We start from the raw sequence: 23,328 nt of genomic DNA, 5'->3' as shown, positions 1-23,328 counted from the left end.
GGGACGCGTCCACCAGCGGGTTCGAACCGACAGGCGGGCAAACCGGAACCCGGCACGCAAAACAGCGGCGGAGTCGATCGTCGGACAAGCCTGAACTCAAAGGTCTGACGCTGATTCGGGGGTCGATCACGTCATCGGCGTTCAGGCGCTCGCTTCCGCGACCGCCCTGACGTCCCGTTCCCGCGGCGGCTCGAGGCGCACTGCACACTGCTTGAAATTGGGTTCGTTTGAGCGCGGGTCGACATCGGACAGCGTGAGATCGTTCACCTCGGGGTGGTGGATCGGCAGCCAGACGACCCCGTCAGGAATCGCCTCGTCGGCCTCGAGTCTGGCAGTGACCGACGCCCGCCGAGAGACGACGCGAGCGTACCGCTCGGTGTCGCCGGTCTCGCGGTCAGTTCTGGCCTCGAGTTCAGCCGCGACTGCTGCTGCCGTCGCCGGGCTGATCCGCGCCGTCGGCGGTCCGTCCTCGCGGGTCCGAACGCCGGTGTTGTACGCGTCCGGGCGGCGGGCGGTCGTCAGCGTGAACGGGTACGTCTCGTCCGTCGGTTCTGGAAGCGGGCGGGCCTCACCGGTCGAGAACCGCGCATGGCCCGACTGCGTGTCGAACGACCAGCTTGGATCGACCGATTCCGATGCGACGTCGTCCGGTGCGTTCCCGTTGGCCTCGTAGTACCGGTAGCCGCCCGACGCGCCGGCATCCGGTGCCGGCCAGCGGACCGCCGTCTCGGCCTCGAGACGGTCGTAACTGATCCCCGAACAATCGGCCGGGGTGCCCGCGGTCAGCGCGGTGAACTCGTCGAAAACCGTTTCGGGGTCCGGCCGGCGGTCGGACAGCCCGGGAACGAGGCGATCGGCGAGTTGGCCGATCAGCGTGAGATCCGACCGCACTCCGCTGGGTGTCTCCGTCGCGGCTCGCACCCGGGAGACGGTCCGTTCCATGTTGATCGTCGTCCCCTCGGACTCTCCCCACGTCGCCGCGGGCAGGACGACATCGGCGTAGTCGACCGTCTCGCTGTGGAACGCGTCCTGAACGACGAGGAACGCGTCAGCGAACGTCTCGCGGACGCGCGCGGCATCGGGCATGCCCGCGACGGGATTGGTCGCAACCGCGTAGACGGCCGCGACGTCGTCGCCGATCGCGTCGACGATGCCGACCGGCCCCGGGCCCGGCTCGTCCGGCAACCGCGAGACCGGCACGTCCCACGCCTCGGCGACCTCCCGGCGGTGGTCCCCCTCCGTAAACGGCCGGTGGCCCGGCCAGGTTCCCTTCGAAGCGCAGACGCGGGTCCCCATCGAGTTGGCCTGTCCGGTCAGCGAAAACGGTCCCGAACCCGGCTGGAGGTTGCCGGTCGCGAGGCACAGATCGATCAGCGCGCCCGCGGCCGCGGTCCCGTTGACGCTCTGGTTGATTCCCATCCCCCAGTAGAGCAGTGTCGGCTCCTCGAGCGCCGCCGCGAGGCGGTCGACGTCGTCCATCGAGACGCCCGCCATCTCGGCGGCGACGGCCGCGTCGAGGAGGTCCGCGCGGAGTCCGTCGAAGCCGACCGTCGCCTCGGCGACGAAGTCCTCGGCGACGCCGTCCGTCTCGATCACGCGAGCGAGAACGGCGCGGGCGAGCGCGAGGTCGCCGCCGGGCTCGAGGGGGACGTGGTGGTCGGCGGCCGCGGCGGTCTCGCTGTGGACGGGATCGACCACGATCAGTTCGGAGTCGTCCCGCTGGGCCGATTGACGGATCCAGCGGAACATGACCGGATGAGCGGCCGCGGGGTTCGCACCCCAGACGACGTGGCGCTGGGCCTCGGGGATGTCGTCGTAGGTCGGCGGCGGCGCGTCGCTCCCGAACGCATCGTAGTACGCTGTGACGGCCGACGCCATACACAGCGTCGTATTGGCGTCGTAGTACCGCGTACCGAAGCCGCCGCGGGCGAGCTTGCCCAGGGCGTAGGCGGCTTCGTTCGTCTGCTGCCCGCTGCCCAGCACGGCGACGCTGTCGCCGCCGTCGGCGAGCGCGGTGCCGAGCCCGTCGGCCGCATGCTGAAGCGCCGCTTCCCAGGTCGTCGGCACGAGTCCGCCATCCTCGCGAACGAGCGGCCGGGTCAGCCACTCGCCATCCGGGCTGGCCGTTTCGCTGACGCCGCGCTGACACGCAAGCCCTTGATTGACCGGGTGTCCGGGATCGCCGCGGACGCTCTCGAGCCCGTACCCCCGGTCGGGACCTGCTGGACGTGCCCGCAGCCGACCGCACACCGCATACAGGTGGTCGGCACGAGATCGGTCACGGCGGCCACCCCGCCGTATCGGATCGAACGAGGATGCGTGAGTTACAACCACACCCGAATGAGGGAAGACGGCTGACTATCATTCACTGATTCACGGGATAGGAGAACGGACACAACTACTAAACCATAATCGTTTACGGATAACGAATTTTGCAGTCCGAGGGCGGTGGAGTCCGCGATATGCGAACGGATAAGGGGAATATAAGGCCATTATACGACGGAGACGGCCCGATCGGCGACCGAACGGTCACCCCATCGCTGCCGGTGTGGCTGCTCGGTACGGGGACGCACATCGGCAAAACGGGACGGGACTGGCGCGCGATTACTCCTGTCCGACCCACTTGAGGATCAGCAACGTTCCCTCGAACAGCAGGATCATCGTGACGGCGACGAGGATGGGAGCCATCATCGTCGGATCGATCGTGAACATAAACGAGAGGCCGGCGAAGGCCGCCCAGAAGTATAGTCGCTTCTGGGCCAGCCAGCGACGGGTCGTCACGCCCATCATGATCGCCAGCATGATGAACAGCGGGATCTGGAAGACGATGGCGAGAAAGCCGGTCAACGTGATGATCAGATTGAACGTATCACCGAGCGCGTACGCGATCTCCGCGCTCCCCTCCGCGTAGTACGTGAAGTACTCGAAGAGCAGCGGCAACACCAGCACGTACGAGAACACCATCCCGCCCGCCGCCAACACGACGCTCGTCGGCACGGCCGCGAGATAGTACTTGCGCTCGTTGGGGTAGAGTCCCGGCCGCATGAACAGGTAACACTCGTAGACGAACGCCGGCAACGCGATCATGATCCCCAACAGCGAGGAGATCTTGATCCGCGTCAACCACAACTCGAGCGGGTTGTAGAGGTGTGGCGGCGGGGCGTCACCACCCTGTGGAAAGACGGTGAACCAGACGAATTCGATGGCATCGGAGGCCCACAGCAGGCCGATCGCCGTCCCGCCGGCACCGAACAGGAGGACGACCGCCAGTCGGAGAACCATCTCCTCGATGTGGTCCGCTAGCGGCATCTCCTCGTCGTCCGGCGGCGTCGAGATTCCGCCGATATCGTCGTCGCGCTCGGGATAGGTCGGCTCGGGGTTGTGCCGATCGCTGACGACGCCTTCGCCGTCGGTCTCGAGACTGGGGCCGTCCGCGTCGTCGATCTTAGTCAGCCCGTCTCCGGAATCGGTGGGGTCGGAATCGGAGCCGGACGCGACTGACCGTCGCTCGTCAGGGTCATCACCCGGCTCTCGGGGGCCCTCGGCATCGCGATCGTCCGGTTCGTCCGACATCTACAGGATATTGATAGGCCGCTGGTTATAGGCCTTTTTCTTACGGACCCCCATCGAAAAGCGAGAAGGTCGTTCGAGCGGCCCTCGAACCGGGTACCCACTCGAAAGGTTGATAACTGGATGTCAGTTACCGTGTATCCAATGAGTTCTGCCGTCGACGAAGACACTGCCAAGGCCCTCAACAACGGCCGGGAGACGATCGGCGCACTACTCTCGGGTGCCCAACAGCACCTTCAGAAGGTGTTTATCGTCTTTCTTGTTGGCTTCGTCGGCTCCTTCTACGCGCTGCGCGTGGTCGTCTGGGACTTCCTCAAGGCGACCGCGACGGCCAAGATGGGCCAGACTGTCGCCGGCTCGACCGACGTCATCACCCGGACGCCGTTCGAAGTGATCCTGCTCCAGGCGAAGATCGGTATGGTGACAGGGGTCATCGTCGCGATTCCGGCCTTACTCTTTTTCTCTCGGAAAGCGCTCCGCCGCCGTGGCTACACCAGCGCCATCCCGATTTCGAAGGGTTACATCGCCGGCTTCATCCTGATGGCGCTGTCGTTGTTCATCGCGGGCGTCGTCTACGCCTACAATATCTTCTTCCCGTACGCCTTCGGGTTCCTCGCGAAAAACGCCGTCAGCGCTGGCATCAAACCCAGCTACGGCATTACCGAGTTCACCGAGTTCATGGCGCTGCTGACGCTGTCGTTCGGCCTCGCCGCCCAGCTGCCGCTGTTGATGGGCGTGTTGTCCTACACCGAGATCGTTCCCTACGAGACCTTCCGCGACAAGTGGCGACACGCCGTCGTCGGAATCGTCGTCTTCGGGGCTCTATTCTCGCCGCCGGACCCGTTTACGCAGGTCATGTGGGCGATGCCGATGGTCGTCCTCTACGTGTTCAGCCTCGGGCTGGCCAAGGTAGTCACCAACGTCCGCCGGCGCGGCGCGGCGAAATCCCCCGGCACGGGGACGGCCCACGTGAAGCGCCGTCTCCTCCAGTTCGGCGGCGTCCTCGCCGTCGTCGCTCTCGGGACCACCGCCGCGGTCAGCCAAGGCGGCTTCGGCTACCTCCGCGAGTCGGTCTACCCCACGTTCCCATCGTGGCTGCGACCCAGCGGGACGACCGGCCTCGAGACGATGGTGATCGAACACGGTCTCCTCGGCGAGATCGGGGTCGGCCTGGTCGTCGCCGCCGGCGTCGGTTTCGTCGTCCTGCTCGGCTACACGATTCACGTGCTCCAACAGCCCGTTTACCCGCGACAGGACGACATTCGACGGGCCGACTCCCACGAAGACGTCGACTTCGAGACGCTCGCGGTCGAGGACATCGAGGACGTGTCGACGCAGGTCTTCCGGACGATGAGCGAGGATCAGGCCCTCGAATACTCCCGGCAGGCCATGTACGACGACGACCGGGCGAAAGCCGAGGCGATCCTCGACCGGTTCGACACGATCGAGGAGATGGACGACGAGTCGGCGGCAGCAGCGGGAGGCGCGGCCGCGACGGGAGCGGCGGGGAGCCAGGAGGACGAGGGTGGCTTCGTCGCGAGCACCGCCGCCGGCATGCTCGATCCGTTCACCGAGGACGAGACGACCGAGGACGACATCGGCGGCTACGCCTACGACATCGCCTTCATCTTCAACAGCCTCACCTCGAAGGTGTTCCGCATCGTCGGGCTCTTCATGGTCGTCATGGGAGGGACCTTCTTCTGGCTGTACTCGGGCGGCATCAAGGAGATATTCAAACTCTTCCTCGCTCAAGTACCTCGAGACGTGCTCAATGAAGTCGCTGGCAAAGACTTTGATCCGACCGCGATCCCCGATGGCGAGTACCTGCAGAGCCTCATCGAGCAGTTAGATATCGTCGTCGCCTTGCATCCGGTCGAGGTGCTCATTTTCGAGGCGAAGGTGAGCGCCCTCGCTGGCCTCGTCGCCGCGTTGCCCGTGATCCTGTTTTATGCCTGGGAGCCGGCCAAGGAGCGCGGCCTGGTCTACGGCGACCGTCGCACGTTCATCATCTGGGGCGGCGGTCTGCTGGCCGGCTTCGCCGTCGGGACCTATCTCGGATTCTTCTGGGTCGCACCATCGATCATTTCGTATCTCGTTTCGGATGGGCTCCGTAACCAGATGGTCATCTCCTACCGGATCAAGAGCTTCTTCTGGCTCGTGCTCTTCACCACCGTCGGCATCGGCTTCCTGTTGAACATCATCGTCACGATGGCCCTGTTCCACGTCGGCGGCATCGTCAGCTACCGCTCGATGCTCGAGCGCTGGCGGCCGGTTGTGGTCGGCATCTTCGTCGTCGCCGCCTTCTTCAGCCCGAAGGGAATCCTCATGATGTTGCTGTTCGCCATTCCGATCTCGCTCACCTACCTGCTCGGGCTCGCCATCCTCTACGTGTTGACCGCCGGCGGACGGCTGTTCGGCGGCGGTGGCGGATCGGCAGCCGAGCCCGATGCCGAGGACACCGGCGTCGCTGCCACGGAGTAACGGCTCCCACGCCTTCTGTGACGGTCGGCTCGAGATACGTGCCAGTTGGGAGTCCCGTTCGGTGTGATGTGGAGCCCAGGCGGCCGCCGGTGCAGTGAGCGGTCGCCCGACGGCGAAGCCGGCTGCCGAACCCGTGCGAGTGACTACTGTTAAGTCGGCGACTTGCGAACGCCCAGCCAGACTGATGCCCAAGATCAGCGTCGAAATCCCACAGGAACTCCTCGACGATCTGGACGATCACGTCGGCGACGACGGCAAGTTCGTCAACCGCAGCGACGCGATTCGATCCTCGATCAGGAAGAATCTGGATATCCTAGACGAGATCGACAAACGACACGACCGCCTCGGGGAGCAAGAATAGCGGTCGTCAGCGGCCGAAACGGGAGCACGCGGCACGAGCGGGACGACCGGCGGGGCACGGCTTCAATCCTGATCGAGTCGCTGGGCGAACCCGAAGTTCGGCTTGACGTCTTCGACGCGCACCTCGACCGTCTCCCCTTCGTCGGCCCCGGACACGAACAGCCGGTAGCCGTCGACGGACGCGATGCCGTCGCCCTCGTCCCCGACGCTTTCGATCTCGACCTCGAGTTCGTCGCCCGACCGTACCGGGGCAGTGAGCCGGCCCTTCCCGATGAAGTAGATTTCGGAGGACTCGTCGCGGCTGGCTTTCGGCGAGGTCGCGCGAACGTACTGGAACTCCGCTTCGACATCGGCCCGGAAGTCGTCGACGTCCGGCCCTTCGAAGACCTTCACGACGAAGTCGCCGCCGCTGTCGAGGAGTTCGAGGGCGGTCTGGAAGGCCTGCCGCGCGAGGTGCAGCGAACGGGCCTGGTCCAGCGAGTACTCGCCGGACATGTTAGGTGCCATGTCCGACACGACTACGTCGACGGGTCCGCCGGCGGCGTCGACGACCCGCTTGCGGGTCTTGTCCTCGGTCATGTCCCCGCGGAGCGTCTCGACGGTGTCGTGGTCAGCGAAGTCGTCGATCCGCTGGAAGTCGACGCCGATGACGTTCCCCTCGGGGCCGACTTCCTCGGCGGCCACCTCGAGCCACCCGCCGGGTGCGGCCCCGAGGTCGACAACGGTGTCGCCGCGGTCGATGACGTTCTCGAGGGCGTCGAGCTGTTTGAGCTTGTAGGCTGCCCGTGACCGGTAACCTTCCTGTTTCGCCTTGTTGTAGTAGTGATCGCGCGTCATGGCATCCCTCCCGGCGTTCGTGGCGTTTTCGGTCTCCTCGTCGTCCGTCTCGTCGTACGAGAGTGCGCGTCAATCATACCCTGAGAAATGCGTCGTGCGGTGAAAGGGCTGACGCAACTCGCGTGCGCGGCCGGGGAGCGAGCGCGCCGACGGGGTCAGCGGCCCGACCGCGGTTTCAGTCGTTGCGCAGAACGGACCGTCCGAACGCGTCGCTCGGTTCCTCGGGGACGAGCCACGCCGGCACCGCACGCGTGAGGACGACCATCCCGGCTAGTTCGACGAGCGTCTGGGTCACGACGACCGCGGGCGCGAGTTCGTAGCCCGCCGGCAACGCGAGCGCGAGGGGCAACACGACGAGCGAGTTCCGCGTCGTCGCCGTGAACACGAGCGCGCGGGCCTCGCCGGTCGCCATTCCCAGGCGGTCGGCCGCGAACCGGCCGAGCAACGGCATCACGACGAGAAACGCGACGTAAACGGGGACGACCGATGCGATGCGGTCGATGGAGTCCTGCACGCGGGGCAGTTGCGAGGCGATGACGACCAGCAGCGTCGCCGCCATCATCGGGACGGGCAGCCAACCCATCGCCGACTGGAAGCGACGCCCCGGATCGGCGCGGGCTGCCCACGCCTCGGTCAGCCACGCCAGCGTCAACGGCAGCACGATGAGCGTCGCGAAGGCCTCCACGAACGGCCCGGGATCGACGATGTCGGCGATTTGACCGCCCATGAACAGCCAGAGATACGCCGGTAACAGGAGCAATTGAACGATCAACAGCGCCGGCGTCGCGGCGGTGATCTGCTCGGCGTCGCCGTCCGCGAGGTCGGTAAACGCGATGACGTAGTCGATACACGGCGTCAGCAACACCATGAACGCGCCGACGAGGAGGACGGGTTCGTGCGGGAGGACGCGAGTCAGCCCGTAGACGACCGCCGGCACGACGACGAAGTTCATCCCGAGGGCGGCGGCCATAAACCGGCCGTTCGTGAAAGCGCGACTGAACCGGACAAACGGAACCTCGAGGAAGGTCACGTACAGGAGAACCGCCAGCACGGGCGTGATGAGCCGCTCGAAGAACGACGCGGTGGCGGGTGCCCCGAGTCCGACCCCGAGCGCGAGGAGGACGGCGATCGCGTAAAGGGCGATCTGGTGTCGCCGGAGCCAACGCGGACCGATCATGTGACGTGGATTGGGTCGTGAGCGGGAAAACACCGTGGTCTCCGGCGGCGGGGCACCGTCGTATAGGAGCCACTGATAGCCGAGCCACACCGACTCGCACGACGAGGTTGGGGGTCGTGTCGAAACCGTGTCGGTGGTTCCGATCGTCTCGCGGCCCGTCCGGACGGGCCGCGACTCGAGGCGGTGCGGGCTGTCGGTCCGCCGCCGATCACGAGTCGAGAGCGACCTCGAGCAGGGCCGCGCGTAAAGGGTGGCTTTTTATGTCGACCGTCCGTACGCCGACCTATATGTTCAAGGCCATCGTGAGCGCCGAAACGCTCACCAGCGCGCTCGATTCGGTGAGCGTGTTGGTCGACGAGTGCAAGATTCACCTCGAGGAAGACGGGCTGGAGATCCGGGCCGTCGATCCGGCGAACGTCGGGATGGTCGACCTCTCGCTCGATGCGGCTGCGTTCGAGTCCTACGAAGCGGACGGCGGGCTGATCGGTGTCGACCTCTCGCGGCTCGAGGATATCGCTGGCATGGCCGATTCCGGCCAACTCATCCAGCTCGAACTCGACGAGGAGACCCGCAAACTCCACATCCAGATCGACGGGCTCGAGTACACGCTTGCGCTCATCGATCCCGATTCGATCCGCCAGGAGCCGGACATTCCGGACCTCGATCTACCCGCGGAGGTCGTCCTCGAGGGCAACGATGTCAACCGCTCGGTGACCGCCGCCGACATGGTCTCCGATCACATCGCGCTCGGCGTCGACGAGACCGAGGAGTACTTTTACGTCGATGCGGAGGGCGATACCGACGACGTACACCTCGAACTCACCCAGGACGATCTGATCGACCTGCAGATCGGCCCCGCACACTCGCTGTTCTCGCTGGACTATCTCAAAGACATGAACAAGGCGATTCCAAGGGACACCGAGGTCACGCTTGACCTCGGCGAGGAGTTCCCCGTCAAGATCTACTTCGGGTTCGGGGAGGGGCAGGGACAGGTCACGTACATGCTCGCACCGCGAATCCAGAGCGACTGACGAACGCACCGTTCGAGCAGTAGCGCCGATTTTCCCGTGAGAACCGATGTCTCGAGCGGTAGCGACCGAGTGCGTCGGTCTTCTCCAGGCCGCCCGTCCCGGCCGTTCGAGAGCGGATGTGATGCCCGGCGTGTCGGCGCTCGACACCGCTCGAGGGAAGCCTGTGTGTCCCGGGTGGCGATCCGGCCTCTCGGTGACGCGGCGACTGTCGCTTGGACGGGGCCGCTCCGATAGGCGCGGGTAAGCGTGCCCGTATCGGCCACCACCGGGATTCGCCAAAGCGGATAGTATACACTTCTGTAGCTGATTGAATTAGAATCTTATAATTCCGGATTGCATACTTTTATTGCTTTTAGTAATGTCGGTTGCCAACCGTAACGATGAACGGCCCCAGTCGACCGACCGTATTCGTGGCGCTGATGACGCTGTTGCTGGTGACGTCACCAGTCGTCGCGGCAACGGGAAGCCTCACGGATGCGAGTACCGGGACGGACGAAGACGCGCTCACGGTTTCGGATGTACAGACACAGTCAGGAACGGACGTTCGGATCGAGTCCGAACTCGAGCAGTCAGCGGCCGCGGCGGACACCGTCGAGGTGTTCGTACGCATGGACGCCGAGGTATCGGAGTTCGCAACCGCAACTGACGCCGCGAGCGCGACCGCGCTCAAGCGGGAGGCAGCCGCGACACAGCGGCCCCTCGAGACGTATGCCGACGGCGTCGCTGGCGTCGAAATCGTCACCGAGTTCTGGCTCACGAACGCGGCCCTCGTCGAAATCGACACGACGCGGGTCGATCTCACGGACCTCGCGCGGGTCGACGGAGTGACCGAACTCCACCCGAACTACGAGGTCGAACTCGGCGAACCGACCGTGACCAACGGGTCGCCCGCCGACGGCGAGGTCACCTACGGCCTCGATCAGGTGAACGCGCCCGCGGTGTGGGAGGAGTTCGACGCGACCGGTGAGGGCGTCTCGGTCGCCGTCGTCGACACCGGACTAACGGCGTCCCACGAGCAGTTCGCGGACCGGAAGGACGTCGCGGACAACTGGGCGGAGTTCGACTTCGACGGCAGCGAAATCGAGAGCGAGCCCTACGATCGGAACGGGCACGGTACCCACGTCGCCGGGACGATCCTGGGCGGTGACGCCGACGGCCAGCGGATCGGCGTCGCACCCGACGCGGAACTGATCCCGATCGGCGTCTTCCCGGGGATGCCCGATCGGGAGTCGACAACGCTCGCGGCGATCGTCGCCGGACTACAGGAAGCGGTCGAGCAGGACGCCGACGTGGCAAACTTCAGCCTCGGCGGGAGCGGGTTCGCGGCGATCTACGTCGACGTGATCCGAAACGCGCAGATGGCGGGGACGCTCGTCGTCAGTTCCGCCGGCAACGACGGCCCGGCGTCCGAAGGAACGCCGGCGAACGTCTACGACGCGCTGGCGATCGGTGCGACGGACGCGAACGAGCAGATTGCCGACTTCTCGACCGGTGGGACGGTGGCCACCGACGAGGACTGGGGCCCGGTCGCGCCGGACGACTGGCCCGAGACGTACGTGACGCCGGACGTCTCCGCCCCCGGCGTGGACGTCCGGAGTTCCGACACCGGCGGCGACGACGCCTACGCGGAACTGTCCGGCACCAGTATGGCCGCGCCACATACCAGCGGGGTGGCCGCGCTCCTGGCCGCTCAGGGTGCCGACGATCCAGCCGAGATCAAAACGCTCCTCGAGGAGACGGCGACGAAGCCCGCTCCCGATCGGATCAGTAAGCAGGTCGCCGCGGACGCGAAGGCGGTGAGCGACGCGCAGTACGAGACCCTGTACACCGATACCGAACGCGACGTCCGGTACGGGTACGGCATCATCGATGCGTACGCAGCGTCCGCAGCGCTGGCGGACGACGGCCGGATCGAGGGAACCGTAGTCGACGGCGACGGGACCCCGATCACGGATCGCTCGGAGGACGTGCCCGACGGGAGCGGCCCGTCAGTTACGATCCACGACGCGGATCGGACACAGTACGCCGCCGACGGAACCTTCGCGTTCGACGTGACCGAGGGCCGATACAACGTAACCGCCGCCGGCGCGTTCGGCTACGAGAATGCGACGGCCACGGTCGATGCGAGCGGATCGGTCGAACGGGATATCGTCCTCGACGAGCAGTTCGCTCTCGAGGTCGGGCAAGGACAACCCAGCGAACTCGAAGCGGGACAGACGGCCGACGTTGCGGTCAATGTCGCCCACGCAGAGGCACTCACCGTCGAACTGAGTAACGAATCGACGGTCGACGAGGCGAACGTGACCGTCGACCTCGCCGGCATCGAATCCGACGTGCTGGGCGACACCGTTACGTTCGACGAACCGATGACCGCGACGCCCGCGACGCTCGAGGTGACAGTCGACGGAGCGGACACCGCGGGCGAAACGATCGTGCTCGAACACACGTTCGTCGGGAGCGACGGGACGACCGAGACGGTCACGACCGGGCCGACGACCGTCGTCACCGAGGTCACCGAGGCCGACCCCCTTCGGATCGTCGAGACGGACATCGTCGAGGAGGCGCTGGCCAGCGAGCAGATCGCACCGGGTGAAGTCGTCGTCAAGAATACGGACGATGAAGTCACCCAGAACGGCACCGTGGTCTGGAAGACGCCGATCGGGGACTTCGCTTCCGAGGAGTTCGAACTCGAGCCGGGCGAAACCACGACGTACAATCGAACCCTCTCGTACGGTGACGGCACGCCGACGCCGTGGTCGTACATCGCCGACACCGGCGAGACCGTCGACCACCGGTTCGTGCTCCTCGACGGCACGCTGGCACCGATCCAGGAGGAGCAGTTCACCACCGAAATCGTCGGCGGCGAACTCGCCGGCACGGTGACCGACGCGGACACGGGCAACCCACTGCCCGGCATCGAGATCACGGCGACGAACGGCGACAGACGGGTCAGTGCCGTCACCGATAGCGCCGGCGAGTACGCCGTCATCGTCGACGCGCCCGGCGAGTGGACGGTCACTGCGAACGCGACTAGCTACGGACCGACGAGCACGACGGCCCGGTTCAACGAGGACCTCGACCCGATCGAACGGAATCTCACGGTCGGCAGCGATCCGACGTTCGAACTCTCGATGGAGGGCGGGAGGGTCTACTCCGTCGGGCTGCCGGGCCCGGTCGAGGGCGGCACTGTCGGTGACGTGGTTCCGAACGGGACCAACGCCATGGTCTTGATGTACAATGAAACGACGAAGGGCTGGGAGCAACCGAGCCGGGACGACGAAGTCGAGCCGCTCGACGCGCTCCTCGTTCGTCCGGTCGAAGACACGACGATGACCGTCGAAATAGCCGGGACACCCGGTACCGGCGACGGAGTGACCGAACCGCGCGACATCGAGCGGGGCTGGAACTTCGTCGCGCCGCCCGTCTACGACGACCCCGAGGCGGCGTTCGATCACGATTCGGACGCCATCCGGAGCGTGACCCGGGTTCAGCGGGCCCCCGACTCGAAGATGGTTCCCGAGAGCGAGTTCGACGGTATCGAGCTCTTCGACGAGACCACCAACGCAGTTAGTCCGTTCTCCGGCTACCTCGTGTTCGCGACGAAGGACGGCCAACTCGAGCCCACCGTCGCCGAGGGAACGACGCTCGACGCGGCCTACGAAGACCTCGAGATCGACGCCGAACGACGGACGGGGACCGTCCAGCGGCGCGCCGACGGTGCGCCCGTCGCAGGGGCAACCGTTCACGTGACCAACACCACCGTCTCGGCGACGACCGGAGCCGACGGGACCTTCACGCTCCCGGCACTCCCGACCGACATCGAACAGGAGGTGACCGTCACCGCCGAGGACTTCGAACAGAAGACCGTTCGTCTGGACGAGAGCGAAACTATCGCACTCGAGTCGAACGCGTTCTTCGATATCACGGCTGTCTCCGTGAACGAGACGGATCTCGACATCGGCGACGAGTACACGGTCACGTACGAACTCGAGAACCGGGGCACCGAACGGGCGTCACAGATCGTCGACGTCGAGTTCGGTCCGGGTCTCGAAGACGGGAAGCGGGCACGGCTGGCCGACGATATCGTCTCGATCAATAGTACGGTCGTCGATCTCGAAGCCGGCGAGACGACGACGCTCGAGATCGAGTCCGAAGTACTCGACGAACAGGCCACCGGAACCAGTCGGATCGGCGTCTTCACCGCGGACGACCGCGTGCTCCGAACCGTCACGGTCAACGATGAGACCGACGGTGGGAGCGAGCTCGTGGCCCCACCGAGCGAACAACCTGTCTCGCCGACACCGAGCGCCGCGTAATCCCCGTCCCCGCTCGAGTCCGGCGGTCAGTCCTGTGCGTCGATGAACGACAGCACCGTCTCGGTGACTTCGTCGGCGTCTTCGATGAAGAACAGGTGTGAGCCGCCCTCGACGAGTTCGAGGCGGCTGTCCGCGATTTGCTCTTCGAGGAGCCGCGCGTTCTCGACGGGGACGACCCGATCGGCCGTCCCGTGGAGGATCAGCGTCGGCACGCGAAGCCCGTCGAGACGGCCGCTGACGTCGAAGTTCTGGACTGCGGCGGCCTGGGCCTCGCGAGCCGGGTCGTCGGCGTCCTGTTCGAGTCGCCACTCGAGGAGCCGATCGATGAGGTGGGGGTTCCGGTTCGTGAACCGCTCGTTGAACGCGGGTCGCATCCGGTGGCGGAGCGTCTCCCGCTGGCTGGCTCCGTCGGGGGTGTCGAACATGTGTGCCTGTGTCTCGTCGGGGACCGGAGCGGCATCGGGGCCGCCGTGGCTCGTACAGCACAGCGTCAGCGACTTCGCCCGGGAGTACTCGAGGGCGTATTGCTGGGCGATCATCCCGCCCATGCTCGTGCCGACGACGTGGGCGTCGTAGATCCCCGCGTCGTCGAGGACGGCCTCGAGATCGGCCGCCAGCCCGCCGATCGAGTAGCCGGCCAACTTGAGCAACACGAGCCCTCGAAGCGTCCTGGGGAGGCGCGCAACGAGCGGCGGGAGGCCGACAGCCGAGCGGCCGGTCCCCCGGTTGTCGGGGGCGACCACGTCGTATTCGTCGGCGACGGCCTCACGCTGCCAGCGCCACATCCACCGTCCGAACCCGAGCCCCTGTACGAAGACGACCGGCGACCTGCCCTCACCGTCGCTCCGCTCGTACTCGTAATAGATCGACACGCCGTCTCTCGTCGCCTGTGGCATGTCCGACCCGACGTGTCGAACGCCCTTGAAATCGATCCTCCGACGGTCGGCTCGACGTCACTGGCCGGGGACTTCGGTTTGCCCCGCCGTGACGGGCGGACTCCGACAGTACCGGCGACGACCGGGCCCGATAGCGAGCCGGCGACCCCAGCGTCGCTGATAACACGTGATTAGGATAATCAGCGCGTTTATCCCGTCGGAGTAAAATCGTCTTACCGATGCAGCGACTCCACGCCCGGTACCCGTTTCTCGAGGCGGCCCGCGAGTCCGTCGCGACGGAGGCGGTCGATCTTGCAACCGTCGTCGAGCAGGACCGGGCGGTCGTCGACCGCGCGCGCCAACGCGTTATTACCGCGCTCGAGGCGGGGTCGACCGGGGACCCACACCGCGACGCCCGCATCGAGTTGCTCTCCTACCCGGTCGCACGGGTGCTCGTTTCGATGGTCGGCGAACGCGTGCTCGTCCGCAAGTACGCCCGCGCCGAGGCCGCGACGGCCTACGAGCGGTTCACCACCGACATGGCCGACACCACCGAACTGAAAAGCGTCGAGTCGACGGGGCTCGCGCTCGAGGACCTGCTCGCTGAGTTCGACCTGCAGGACGCCGTCCGCGAGTCGGGCGGCGACGACGGCTACCGGATCGACGTCGGCACCTATCTGCCGCTGGCGGCGGACCTGTGGGACGACGAGTGGCGACTCGTCAATCAGCCGCTGAACGCGGGCGACGTGCCCGTCGACGAGGACGCCCTCCTGACGCTTCTGCGGGAGGCGATCCGGAGCCGTATCGAGGACGGGCTTCCATTCGACGTCCCCGAGACGATCGGGACCGGCCTCGAGGACGACGCCGCCGAGATCCGAGAGGTGTTGGCGGACCTCGATCTCACCCAGGATATCGACACCGTCGTGCCGGACCTGTTCCCGCCCTGTATGAAGGCACTGCTCGATCAGATTCAGAAGGGCGAACACCTCTCCCATCACTCCCGCTTTGCGATCACCGCCTTCCTGACGAGTATCGGCATGACGACCGACGAGATCGTCGACCTCTACCGAGTCAACTCGTCGTTCGGCGAGGAGATGACCCGCTATCAGACCGACCACATCCGCGGGGACAGTTCGCCGACGGAGTACTCCGCGCCCTCCTGTGCGACCATGCAGTCCTACGGCGACTGCGTCAACAAGGACGATCTCTGTGAGCGCATTCCCCACCCGATGGCGTACTACGAACAGCGGATCGACGACGCCGACGACGAGGAACTCGAGGACTGGCGGGAAAACGAGACCGACGGCCAGTCCGCGAGCGGGGACTGACGGCGTTTCGAAGTCGGAGCGGCGGTCGGGGGCGGCGACGGTCGGGCAACGAACGAAAGCATCTCGACGGTCTCAGGCCGTTCCCTGCGCGTCGCCGTTCTCGTCATCGCTCGCGTCGAGATCGTCCTCGGGATCGTTCAGCGTGTAGGCCAGTCCGACGCCGACCGCGGTCATCAGGAAGATGAAGCCGATGATCACGCCGACGAGCATCTGCCCACCCGTGGGTGAGAGCGTACTGTTCTCGGCTCCGTAGGCGGACCCGATGGTGAGCATGGCTGCCAGCATCACGGCGACGGCAGCGACGGCCACGCCGATTTCGATGACCTGTTCGCGTTCGACCATTGGCTAATCGCTTTCTCCGGCCCGGTGAAAAGCGCTTCGAAGGGGGCCTCGAGCGGCGACTGATCCGAAACGATCACCCGCATAAACGCCGCCCTTGCGATCGCAGGCGGGGCGGTTAAGATTCCCGAGCCCCTACCGACACCGAATAGCCAGCCGACCAGCGAGGTTCCCCTTCGACGCATCCATGAAAACAACAGCGTCACCGAAAGCACCGCTGCCAGTCCCGTCTCCGGACCACCTCACGGAGCGATCGCGCCGCGCGCGCACCGAGCCGATGTCGGTGCGCCCGCTCGGCGACGGCCTCTACGAGGTCGAGTCCGCGAGCGACCACACCTATCTCGTCGATCTCGAGGCGGGGCGGTGCACCTGTCCGGATCACGTCTTCCGCGGGGTCCGTTGCAAGCACGTGCGCCGGGTCGCGATCGAGATCACGGGCGGGCGTACCCCGCCACCGGGCGAGATCGCCGTCGCGTGTCACGACTGCGACGAGCCGATAGTCGTCGACGAGGACGCGTCCGGCCCGTATTACTGTACCGAACACGCGATCGCCCCGGGCGATGTCGTCGTCGACCGCGAGACGGGCGACCGTCTCACCGTCGTCGACGTCTCGGAACTGCGAGCCGATGCCGTCGAACTCGAGGCGGCCGGCTGTACCGTCGCCGAGTACGGGACGAACGAGGCCTACGAGCCGGACGTTCCCGTCGTCGGCGCGGTCTACCACCACGCCACAGTCGCCAGCAACGGCGTCGTCCCCGCATCGCTGAAGGTCTACGTCTTCCCGCGGACGCGGCTGCGACGAGTCACCGACTCGGCGTGAGAGTCGGGCCATCCAGCGCGATCGCTTCCGCGCCGGAGTAGGGCGATCAGCGTACAGTTCGAGTCGTAATCGGCGCACCGAGCGCGGCCAAGGCGGGCCACAGACGGCTCGCACTCGCCGCGTGGCTTACTCGAGCAGACCCGCGGCCTCGTCGACATCCATGACGCCCTGTTCGACCGCGTTCAGGACGCGGACGATCTCCTCGTCCGGGCCGTCGTCGCCGTCGCCGACCTCCTCGAGCGTGACCTTCTCCGACCGGCCGGTAAACTCGGGGAAGTCGGTGCCCTCGGCCAGTGCGGTCTCCTTCTTGACGCGGTAGTTGCCGCCGTCGGTGACGTAGAGGTCCCCGGGGTGGAAGAAGTACCAGTCCTCGCGGTCGAAGCGGACGCCGATGCGGGGTTTCGCGCCGAAGTTCCGGGCGAAGAACGTCAGCGCTTCGACTTCCTCGCCGGTGAGATAGATCGGATCGCCCGAACTCGATTTCGCCTCGATCGCGTAGAACTGCTCGCCGTCGCCGGCGAGCACGTCGGGGAGGTCGCGGTCGGTCGCGGAGCCGCTCGCGGGCGCGCGCATCACCGCGAAGCCGGCCTCGTCGAGTTCGTTGACGAGTTCCCGCTCGCGACGGTCACCCTTCGCCTGGGACATACCACCCTCTCACCGTCCGGCGATATTAAAGAATCGGACCCGATCCGGGGGGCGATTACGGGAGGGCGGTCGCGACGACCGCGACGAGCAGCGACGTGGCGGCCTCCGGTTCCTCGAGATCGTACTGCAGTGCGATGTAGAGCAGGCCGAACTGGAGGGCGTTGAACACGGCGTGGGCGGCGATCGGAACGAAGAGGTTGTCCGTTTTGGCATAGAGGAAGCCGAAGATGAGCGCGCCGCCGAAGACGACGACGATGGGGACCACGGTCGCGAGCCGCGACTCGGACAGCAGGGCGTACGACAGCAGGTGGACGAGCGCGAAGATCGCGCTGGCGATGACGATCGCGTTCGTCCGGCTAAAGGCGTCGTAGAGGCGCTTTTGCACGACGTTCCGGAAGAGGAACTCCTCGGCCGGCGCGTTGAAGAAGAAGACGATGCCGATCATGATCAGCACCATCTGCGGATCGTTATCGATGAGCGACATGACCTGGTTGTCGGCCGACGGCAGGGAAAGCAACTGGACGGCGGCGTTGACGAGGACGTAGAACGCGATGATGCCGACGATACCGCCGACGACGTACAGCCACCCCCGCCTCGTCGGGGCCCGCAGGTCGACGTACGACCAGCCGCGGTCGGTCACGGCGAGATAGAGCCCGCCGGCAAGGGCGAATCCAAGGAAGTTCAGGATCATGAATACCGTTCGGGCGGTGATCGACGCCTCCGCCGGCGACTCGATCAGCAACGGATCGAGCGCGATGGCCGGAAGCGTGGCCAGATTCGCGGCGAGAAGGCCGAACGCCGTCAGTCCGACGGCGATGAGTGTCGATCGGAGCGGCCCGTCCTGGCGCTGCCGGTCGGATGGTTCCATGGGCGCGGCTACGACCACCGGCCCCTTGGGCGTTCCTCTCTCGGAAACGGGTCGGCCGGGGGCCGTCCGGACGGTCATTCCCCAGTCGTCAGCAGTTCGTCCTCGAACAACCGTGCCAACACCCGCTGCTGGCCGATCCGCAGGTGTCGGTTGACCGTCGGCTGCGTCACGTCGAGCATCGCAGCGATCTCCTCGCCGGTGCTCTCTCGAGGCCAGTCGAAGAAGCCGGCAAAGTAGGCCGTCCGCAACACCTCGAGTTGCCGATCCGTGAGGGCGTCGAACAGGGAAGTCACGAGTTCGCTCCCCGTTCCCATCGAGCGCTCGACGTGGTGGCGAGCCTGCAGTTCGACGGTCGCGTACTGATCCCGAAGCGTCTCGACGAACTCGCGGACATCGGTTCCCGTCGGGACATCGACGGTCACCTCGATGCCGTCGTCGGTCGCGTGCATCGAGCGCGGGCTGGCACCGTGGCGGACCAGCCGCGAGGCGACGACATCGCCGGCGACGGTCGCCTCGAAGCGACACTCGTCGTCGGCCTCGGTGAGCAGCCGATAGTCGGTGACCGAGACGAGGTCGTCGAGTACCGACCGCACGTCGTCGGCCGGGACGCCGCTCGTTTCGAAGAACAACAGCGTCTCGTCGGTCGAGTGTGAGCCGAGCCCCTCGTACTCGACGCGGGCTCCCGTGGCCGTCGCGATGCGAGAGAGCAGATCGTCCGCGCCGCCGATCCGGAGCGTGAGTTCGAGCAACCGCTCGGCGTGGAGCGCCTCCCGCGTTTTCACCGCCGTAATCGCGTTCGCGATCCCCGCTCCGAGTTCCGTCAGCACCGTCCGCTCGAGGTCCCCGAACGCGTCGGGCTCGTCGGCGTACACCGTGAGCACGCCGTAGGTGTACTCCGCGTAGGACAGCGGGACGCTGATGACCGACTGGAACCCACAATCCAGGGCATGTCGCCGCCACCCCTCGCCCTGCAGCCCCTCGACGGCGTTCGAGACGACCGACGTGGTTTCGGTTCGTGCGGTTCGGACGGCGGGTTCCATCGACGCGTCGTACTCGAGGGACACGTCGTCCAAATACGTCTGTCGCTGCCCGGCCCAGGCGCGGGGCTCGAGCCGCGTGCCGCTGGCGTCGAGGGTCCCGATCCACGCGAACGCGACGTTGCCAGCCTCGAGCAGGCGGTCGGGAACGGTGCGCTCGATTTCGGCCCTGCTGTCGGCCCCGATGAGTAACTGATCGATCCGCCTGATGAGTTCCGTGCTCTCGATCTGGCGGTTGAGCCGCCGGTTTCGTTCCTCGAGCTCCGCTTCCCGCTCGCGGAGGCTGGCCTCGCTCTCGAGGCGGTCGAACGCGGCCTCGGTCGTGGCGACGAGCGTCTCGATCAGTCGCCGGGCGTCGGCGTCGATCGGGGTCTCGCCCGACGCGACCGCGAAAACGCCGTGATCGCCGATCGGGACGACGGCTCCGCTCTCGACCGCCGAGCCGAAGACCCGCGACTGATCGAACGACATCGGATCGTCGACCACGGTCCCCGTTCCCGTTACGTAGGCGTTCCAGAGGACGGAATCGTCGTCGCCGACGGCGACCGACGGCGGACCGTCAGAGAGCGTCTCGAACCCGTCCGTGTAGACGACCGGCTCGAACCGGTTCACGTCGGAATCGAGCCGGTAGACGGCCACGCCAGCGGCATCGAGGATCTCCGCGGCGGTGTCGACGACCAGCTCAGCGATCTCCGTATCGGTCTCGGTTCCGAGCAGATCGCGGGCGGCGCTGTGGAGCGACTCGAGTGCCAGTTCGCGTTCCTTGTGCGCGGTGATGTCCTGAATCGTCCCGCGGACGCCGACGATGTCGTCGGACTGGCCGCCGGATCGGCGGCCGTCCGCTCGGACGGGCTCGCCGATCGACTGAACCCACCGCTCGTTCCCCGCGACCGTCTGCATGCGGTGTTCGATCTCGTAGCTCTCGCCGTCCTCGAGCGCCGCGTCGACGATCTCGAGGACGGCAGGTCGATCCTCCGGATGGGGGAACGAGGATGCCAGGTCCGAATCGAGCGTCACGTCGGACGGGAGTTCGTACAGGCGACGCAGCCCGTCGGTGAAGGTCACCTCCCGCGAGTCCCCGCTGATGTCGAGTTCCCAGCCGCCGATGCCGGCGAGGCGTTCGGCCTGTTTGAGCAATTCCGTCGTTCGCTCGAGTTCGCGTTCGCGTTCCTTGCGATCGGTGATGTCCCGGACGACGCCCGCTGTTCCGGCGAACCCGTCCTCGGAACTCGGCAACAGCGCGATGTGGTTTTCGGCATCGATCCGTTCGTCATCGGCCGTCTCGAGGATGATCTCGACGGTTCGAGAGGGCTCGTCGAACCGCAGCAGTTCCCGAATCATGTCCCGGGCCCGTTCGATGTCGTCCGATGGAATGATCGCTGCAGCGTGTTCACCGATCAGCTCCTCGGGGTCGTAGCCGAGTATCGGCTTGGCGGCGTCGTTCAGGAAGGTGAACCGTCCCGTGGCGTCGAGCGTATACACCAGTTCGTCCAGCGCCTGAACGATCGTCTCGAAGCGCTCGAGGTCACGTTCGCGCTCCTTGCGCTCGGTAATGTCACGGATGACGCCCGCGGTTCCGGCGAACTCGCCGTCGGCCATCGGCAACAGCGCCATGTGGTTCTCCGTATCGATCACGTCGCCGTCGACGGTCTCGAGTTCCATCTCGAACGTCCGAGAGGGGTCCCCGGCACGCAGCAGGTCACGGACCCGGTCGCGAGCCGTCTCGAGGTCGTCCTCGTCCATCACGGTCGAGACGTGCTCGCCGATCAGGTCCTCGGGATCGTAGCCGGTGATCGACGTGAGAGCGTCGTTCAGGAAGGTAAAGTGCCCCGTCTCGTCGATCGTGTACACCAGTTCGTCCAGCGCCTGAATGATCGTCTCGGACCGCTCGAGTTCCCGTTCGCGCTCCTTGCGCTCGGTGATATCCTGAAACGAGCCCCGAAGCTTGACGATTTCGCCGTCGTCGGACCCCGACCGACGGTCGTCGGGGTGCGGGGTCTCTTCGCCGTCTCGGATGGGTTCACCGATCGTCCGAACCCACCGCTGCTCCCCGTCATCCGTGACCAGACGAACTTCGAGATCGTACGGCTCGCCGTCCTCGATCGCGCGCTCGATCGCCCCCTCGATCAGCGGCCGGTCCGCCGGATGATAGAACTCGAGGGCCCGATCCAGACCGATCTCCGCGTCGGGCGGCAGGCCGTGGATTCGGTTGACCTCGTCGGTCCACCGGGGTTCGAGCGACTCCGCGGTGACGTCGAGTTCCCAGGCCCCGACGTTGGCCAGCCGCTGGGACTGCTCGAGCATGTGCATGGTCCGCTCGAGGCTCGTTTCGCGCTCGCGAAGCCGCCGCTCCGTTGCCTTGCGATCGGTGATGTCCCGGCCGATCCCGACTTCGACCGCGTTGCCGTCGGGGTCCTCGAGCACCGAGGCGACGAACTCGTACGGTATCGATTCGCCGGATTTCGTTTGCAACGCCGCTTCGACGTGCGTATCGCCCGTCTCGAAGGCATCCTCGATCGAGTCCCGGATCACTGCCTGGTTCGCCTCGTCGAAGAAATCCAGGGCGTGTCTCTCCCTGATCTCGGCGTCCGAATAGCCCGATACCTCGACCAGCGTCTCGTTCCAGCGCCGGAGGTTCCCGTCCTCGTCGAGGATGTAGAACACGTCGTCTAACGCGTCGATGATATCGTTCATGAACGCCTCGTGGCGCTCGAGGCGCTGTTCTTTCGCCCTGCGGTCGCTGATGTCGCGGCCGATGCCGGCGATGACCGCGTTGCCGGCCGGATCGTCGAGCGGCGAGGCGACGAACTCGTACGGTATCGATTCGCCGGATTTCGTTCGTAACGCCACTTCGACGCGTGTACCGCCCGTCTCGAGTACGTCCTCGATCGCGGTCGTGACAAGTTCGTGATCCGCTTCGTCGAAGAAGTCAAGCGCGTGCATCTCGCCGATTTCGGCGTCCGAGTAGCCCGATGCCGCGCCCAGCGCCTCGTTCCAGCGCTGTACCTGCCCGTCCTCGTCGAGCAGGTAGACGATGTCGGTGACGGCATCGAGCATATCATCGGTGAACGCACGGACCTGCTCGAGACGACGGTCGCGGGTGCGGGCCACGGTCGCGAGGTCGTCGACGGCTTCCGAGAGCCGGCCGATCTCGTCGTCCCGGTCGATCGTGAACTCGATCGGCTCGTCGATGGTCGCGTCCTCAGCATCGGTATCGTTGCCGGCCGACGCGGCTGCGTCGCCGTCGAGACGTGAGACGAATCGACGGAGATCGTCGGTTAGTCGTTCGATATCGGTCGATCGATCGGGACCGCTGCGCGCGGCGAGCCCGAAGACGACCAGCCCGGGCTCCGGCCCCAATCCGAGTCCGAGGGTCGTGCTGTCGAAGATTACCACGCCGATGCTGACAGCGCCCAGCACGACGACTGCCCCGAGTAGCAGTGCGACCGGCTTCCGTGTAGCGCCGTCGAGCGTTCCAGTGTGAACCGCGGCGACGACCATACCCCGCCTATGGGACGACTGACAATGATACGCGCGGTTGATTCCATCCCGCGATATTCGTCTTTCTAGAACGGTTCACCGCGGGCGGCCGGCCGCCGGACCGAGTCGCTCACCACGATCGAATTCGGCCCGCTCAACCCGTG

Annotated in this window: 14 protein-coding genes and 1 pseudogene; 6 read left to right on the top strand and 9 right to left on the bottom strand. The window is 66.1% G+C overall.

The features are described 5' to 3' along the window. Positions 1–141 precede the first annotated feature (141 nt). Both nasA and tatC read right to left on the bottom strand, forming a co-directional pair. Positions 142–2,255: pseudogene (gene nasA / locus C487_RS07660) on the bottom strand (assimilatory nitrate reductase NasA). Positions 2,256–2,604: 349 nt separating this feature from the next. Beyond that, on the bottom strand, positions 2,605–3,573 hold the full coding sequence (gene tatC, locus C487_RS07655; RefSeq protein WP_006185143.1) for a twin-arginine translocase subunit TatC: 969 nt from the start codon (positions 3,571–3,573) through the stop codon (positions 2,605–2,607). Between the two features lie 141 nt (positions 3,574–3,714). Between tatC and C487_RS07650 the strand changes: the two genes are divergently transcribed. Together C487_RS07650 and C487_RS07645 are read left to right on the top strand one after the other, a co-directional pair. After that, a complete protein-coding gene (locus C487_RS07650) occupies positions 3,715–6,051 on the top strand; it encodes a twin-arginine translocase subunit TatC (protein WP_006185142.1) in 2,337 nt (778 codons plus the stop codon). Between the two features lie 184 nt (positions 6,052–6,235). Beyond that, a complete protein-coding gene (locus tag C487_RS07645; RefSeq protein WP_006185141.1) occupies positions 6,236–6,412 on the top strand; it encodes a hypothetical protein in 177 nt (58 codons plus the stop codon). Positions 6,413–6,474: 62 nt separating this feature from the next. Here C487_RS07645 and C487_RS07640 read toward each other — a convergent pair whose 3' ends face one another. Together C487_RS07640 and C487_RS07635 are read right to left on the bottom strand one after the other, a co-directional pair. Then, positions 6,475–7,248: a 23S rRNA (uridine(2552)-2'-O)-methyltransferase gene (locus C487_RS07640; RefSeq protein ID WP_006185140.1), complete on the bottom strand. Its 774-nt coding sequence runs from the start codon at positions 7,246–7,248 to the stop codon at positions 6,475–6,477. A 175-nt stretch (positions 7,249–7,423) separates the two neighbouring features. Next, positions 7,424–8,425 carry an arsenic resistance protein gene (locus C487_RS07635; protein ID WP_006185139.1) on the bottom strand — a complete coding sequence of 334 codons (1,002 nt, stop codon included), beginning with the start codon at positions 8,423–8,425 and terminating at the stop codon, positions 7,424–7,426. 287 nt (positions 8,426–8,712) lie between these two features. Here C487_RS07635 and C487_RS07630 point away from each other — a divergent pair, with 287 nt between their 5' ends. Further along, complete coding sequence (locus tag C487_RS07630) at positions 8,713–9,456, top strand: DNA polymerase sliding clamp (protein WP_006185138.1); 744 nt, start codon at positions 8,713–8,715, stop codon at positions 9,454–9,456. A 380-nt stretch (positions 9,457–9,836) separates the two neighbouring features. Continuing rightward, entirely contained in the window at positions 9,837–13,772 is a 3,936-nt protein-coding gene (locus C487_RS07625) for a S8 family serine peptidase (protein ID WP_006185137.1), read from the top strand. A gap of 26 nt (positions 13,773–13,798) precedes the next feature. On the opposite strand, the gene C487_RS07620 is transcribed toward C487_RS07625, so the two are convergent. Continuing rightward, positions 13,799–14,668, bottom strand: coding sequence for an alpha/beta fold hydrolase (locus tag C487_RS07620; RefSeq protein WP_006185136.1), 870 nt, complete (start codon positions 14,666–14,668; stop codon positions 13,799–13,801). Between the two features lie 218 nt (positions 14,669–14,886). Here C487_RS07620 and priL point away from each other — a divergent pair, with 218 nt between their 5' ends. Continuing rightward, a complete protein-coding gene (gene priL, locus C487_RS07615) occupies positions 14,887–15,975 on the top strand; it encodes a DNA primase regulatory subunit PriL (protein ID WP_006185135.1) in 1,089 nt (362 codons plus the stop codon). A gap of 72 nt (positions 15,976–16,047) precedes the next feature. On the opposite strand, the gene C487_RS07610 is transcribed toward priL, so the two are convergent. Continuing rightward, entirely contained in the window at positions 16,048–16,317 is a 270-nt protein-coding gene (locus tag C487_RS07610; RefSeq protein ID WP_006185134.1) for a DUF7472 family protein, read from the bottom strand. Between the two features lie 184 nt (positions 16,318–16,501). Between C487_RS07610 and C487_RS07605 the strand changes: the two genes are divergently transcribed. Further along, positions 16,502–17,134, top strand: a complete 633-nt coding sequence (locus tag C487_RS07605; RefSeq protein WP_049908014.1) for an SWIM zinc finger family protein — start codon at positions 16,502–16,504, stop codon at positions 17,132–17,134. Positions 17,135–17,260: 126 nt separating this feature from the next. Here C487_RS07605 and hjc read toward each other — a convergent pair whose 3' ends face one another. The 3 genes from hjc to C487_RS07590 form a co-directional block, all read right to left on the bottom strand. Next, positions 17,261–17,779: a Holliday junction resolvase Hjc gene (gene hjc, locus C487_RS07600; RefSeq protein ID WP_006185131.1), complete on the bottom strand. Its 519-nt coding sequence runs from the start codon at positions 17,777–17,779 to the stop codon at positions 17,261–17,263. A gap of 55 nt (positions 17,780–17,834) precedes the next feature. After that, positions 17,835–18,647, bottom strand: coding sequence for a CPBP family intramembrane glutamic endopeptidase (locus C487_RS07595; RefSeq protein ID WP_006185130.1), 813 nt, complete (start codon positions 18,645–18,647; stop codon positions 17,835–17,837). A gap of 74 nt (positions 18,648–18,721) precedes the next feature. After that, positions 18,722–23,185 (bottom strand): PAS domain S-box protein, encoded by a 4,464-nt coding sequence (locus C487_RS07590; RefSeq protein WP_006185129.1) that lies wholly within the window; start codon positions 23,183–23,185, stop codon positions 18,722–18,724. Between the last annotated feature and the right edge of the window lie 143 nt (positions 23,186–23,328).

Origin of the sequence: Natrinema pallidum DSM 3751, assembly GCF_000337615.1 — an archaeon.
In the GTDB taxonomy this organism is placed as follows: Archaea; Halobacteriota; Halobacteria; order Halobacteriales; family Natrialbaceae; genus Natrinema; species Natrinema pallidum.
This window is presented reverse-complemented; position numbering and strand designations above follow the sequence as displayed.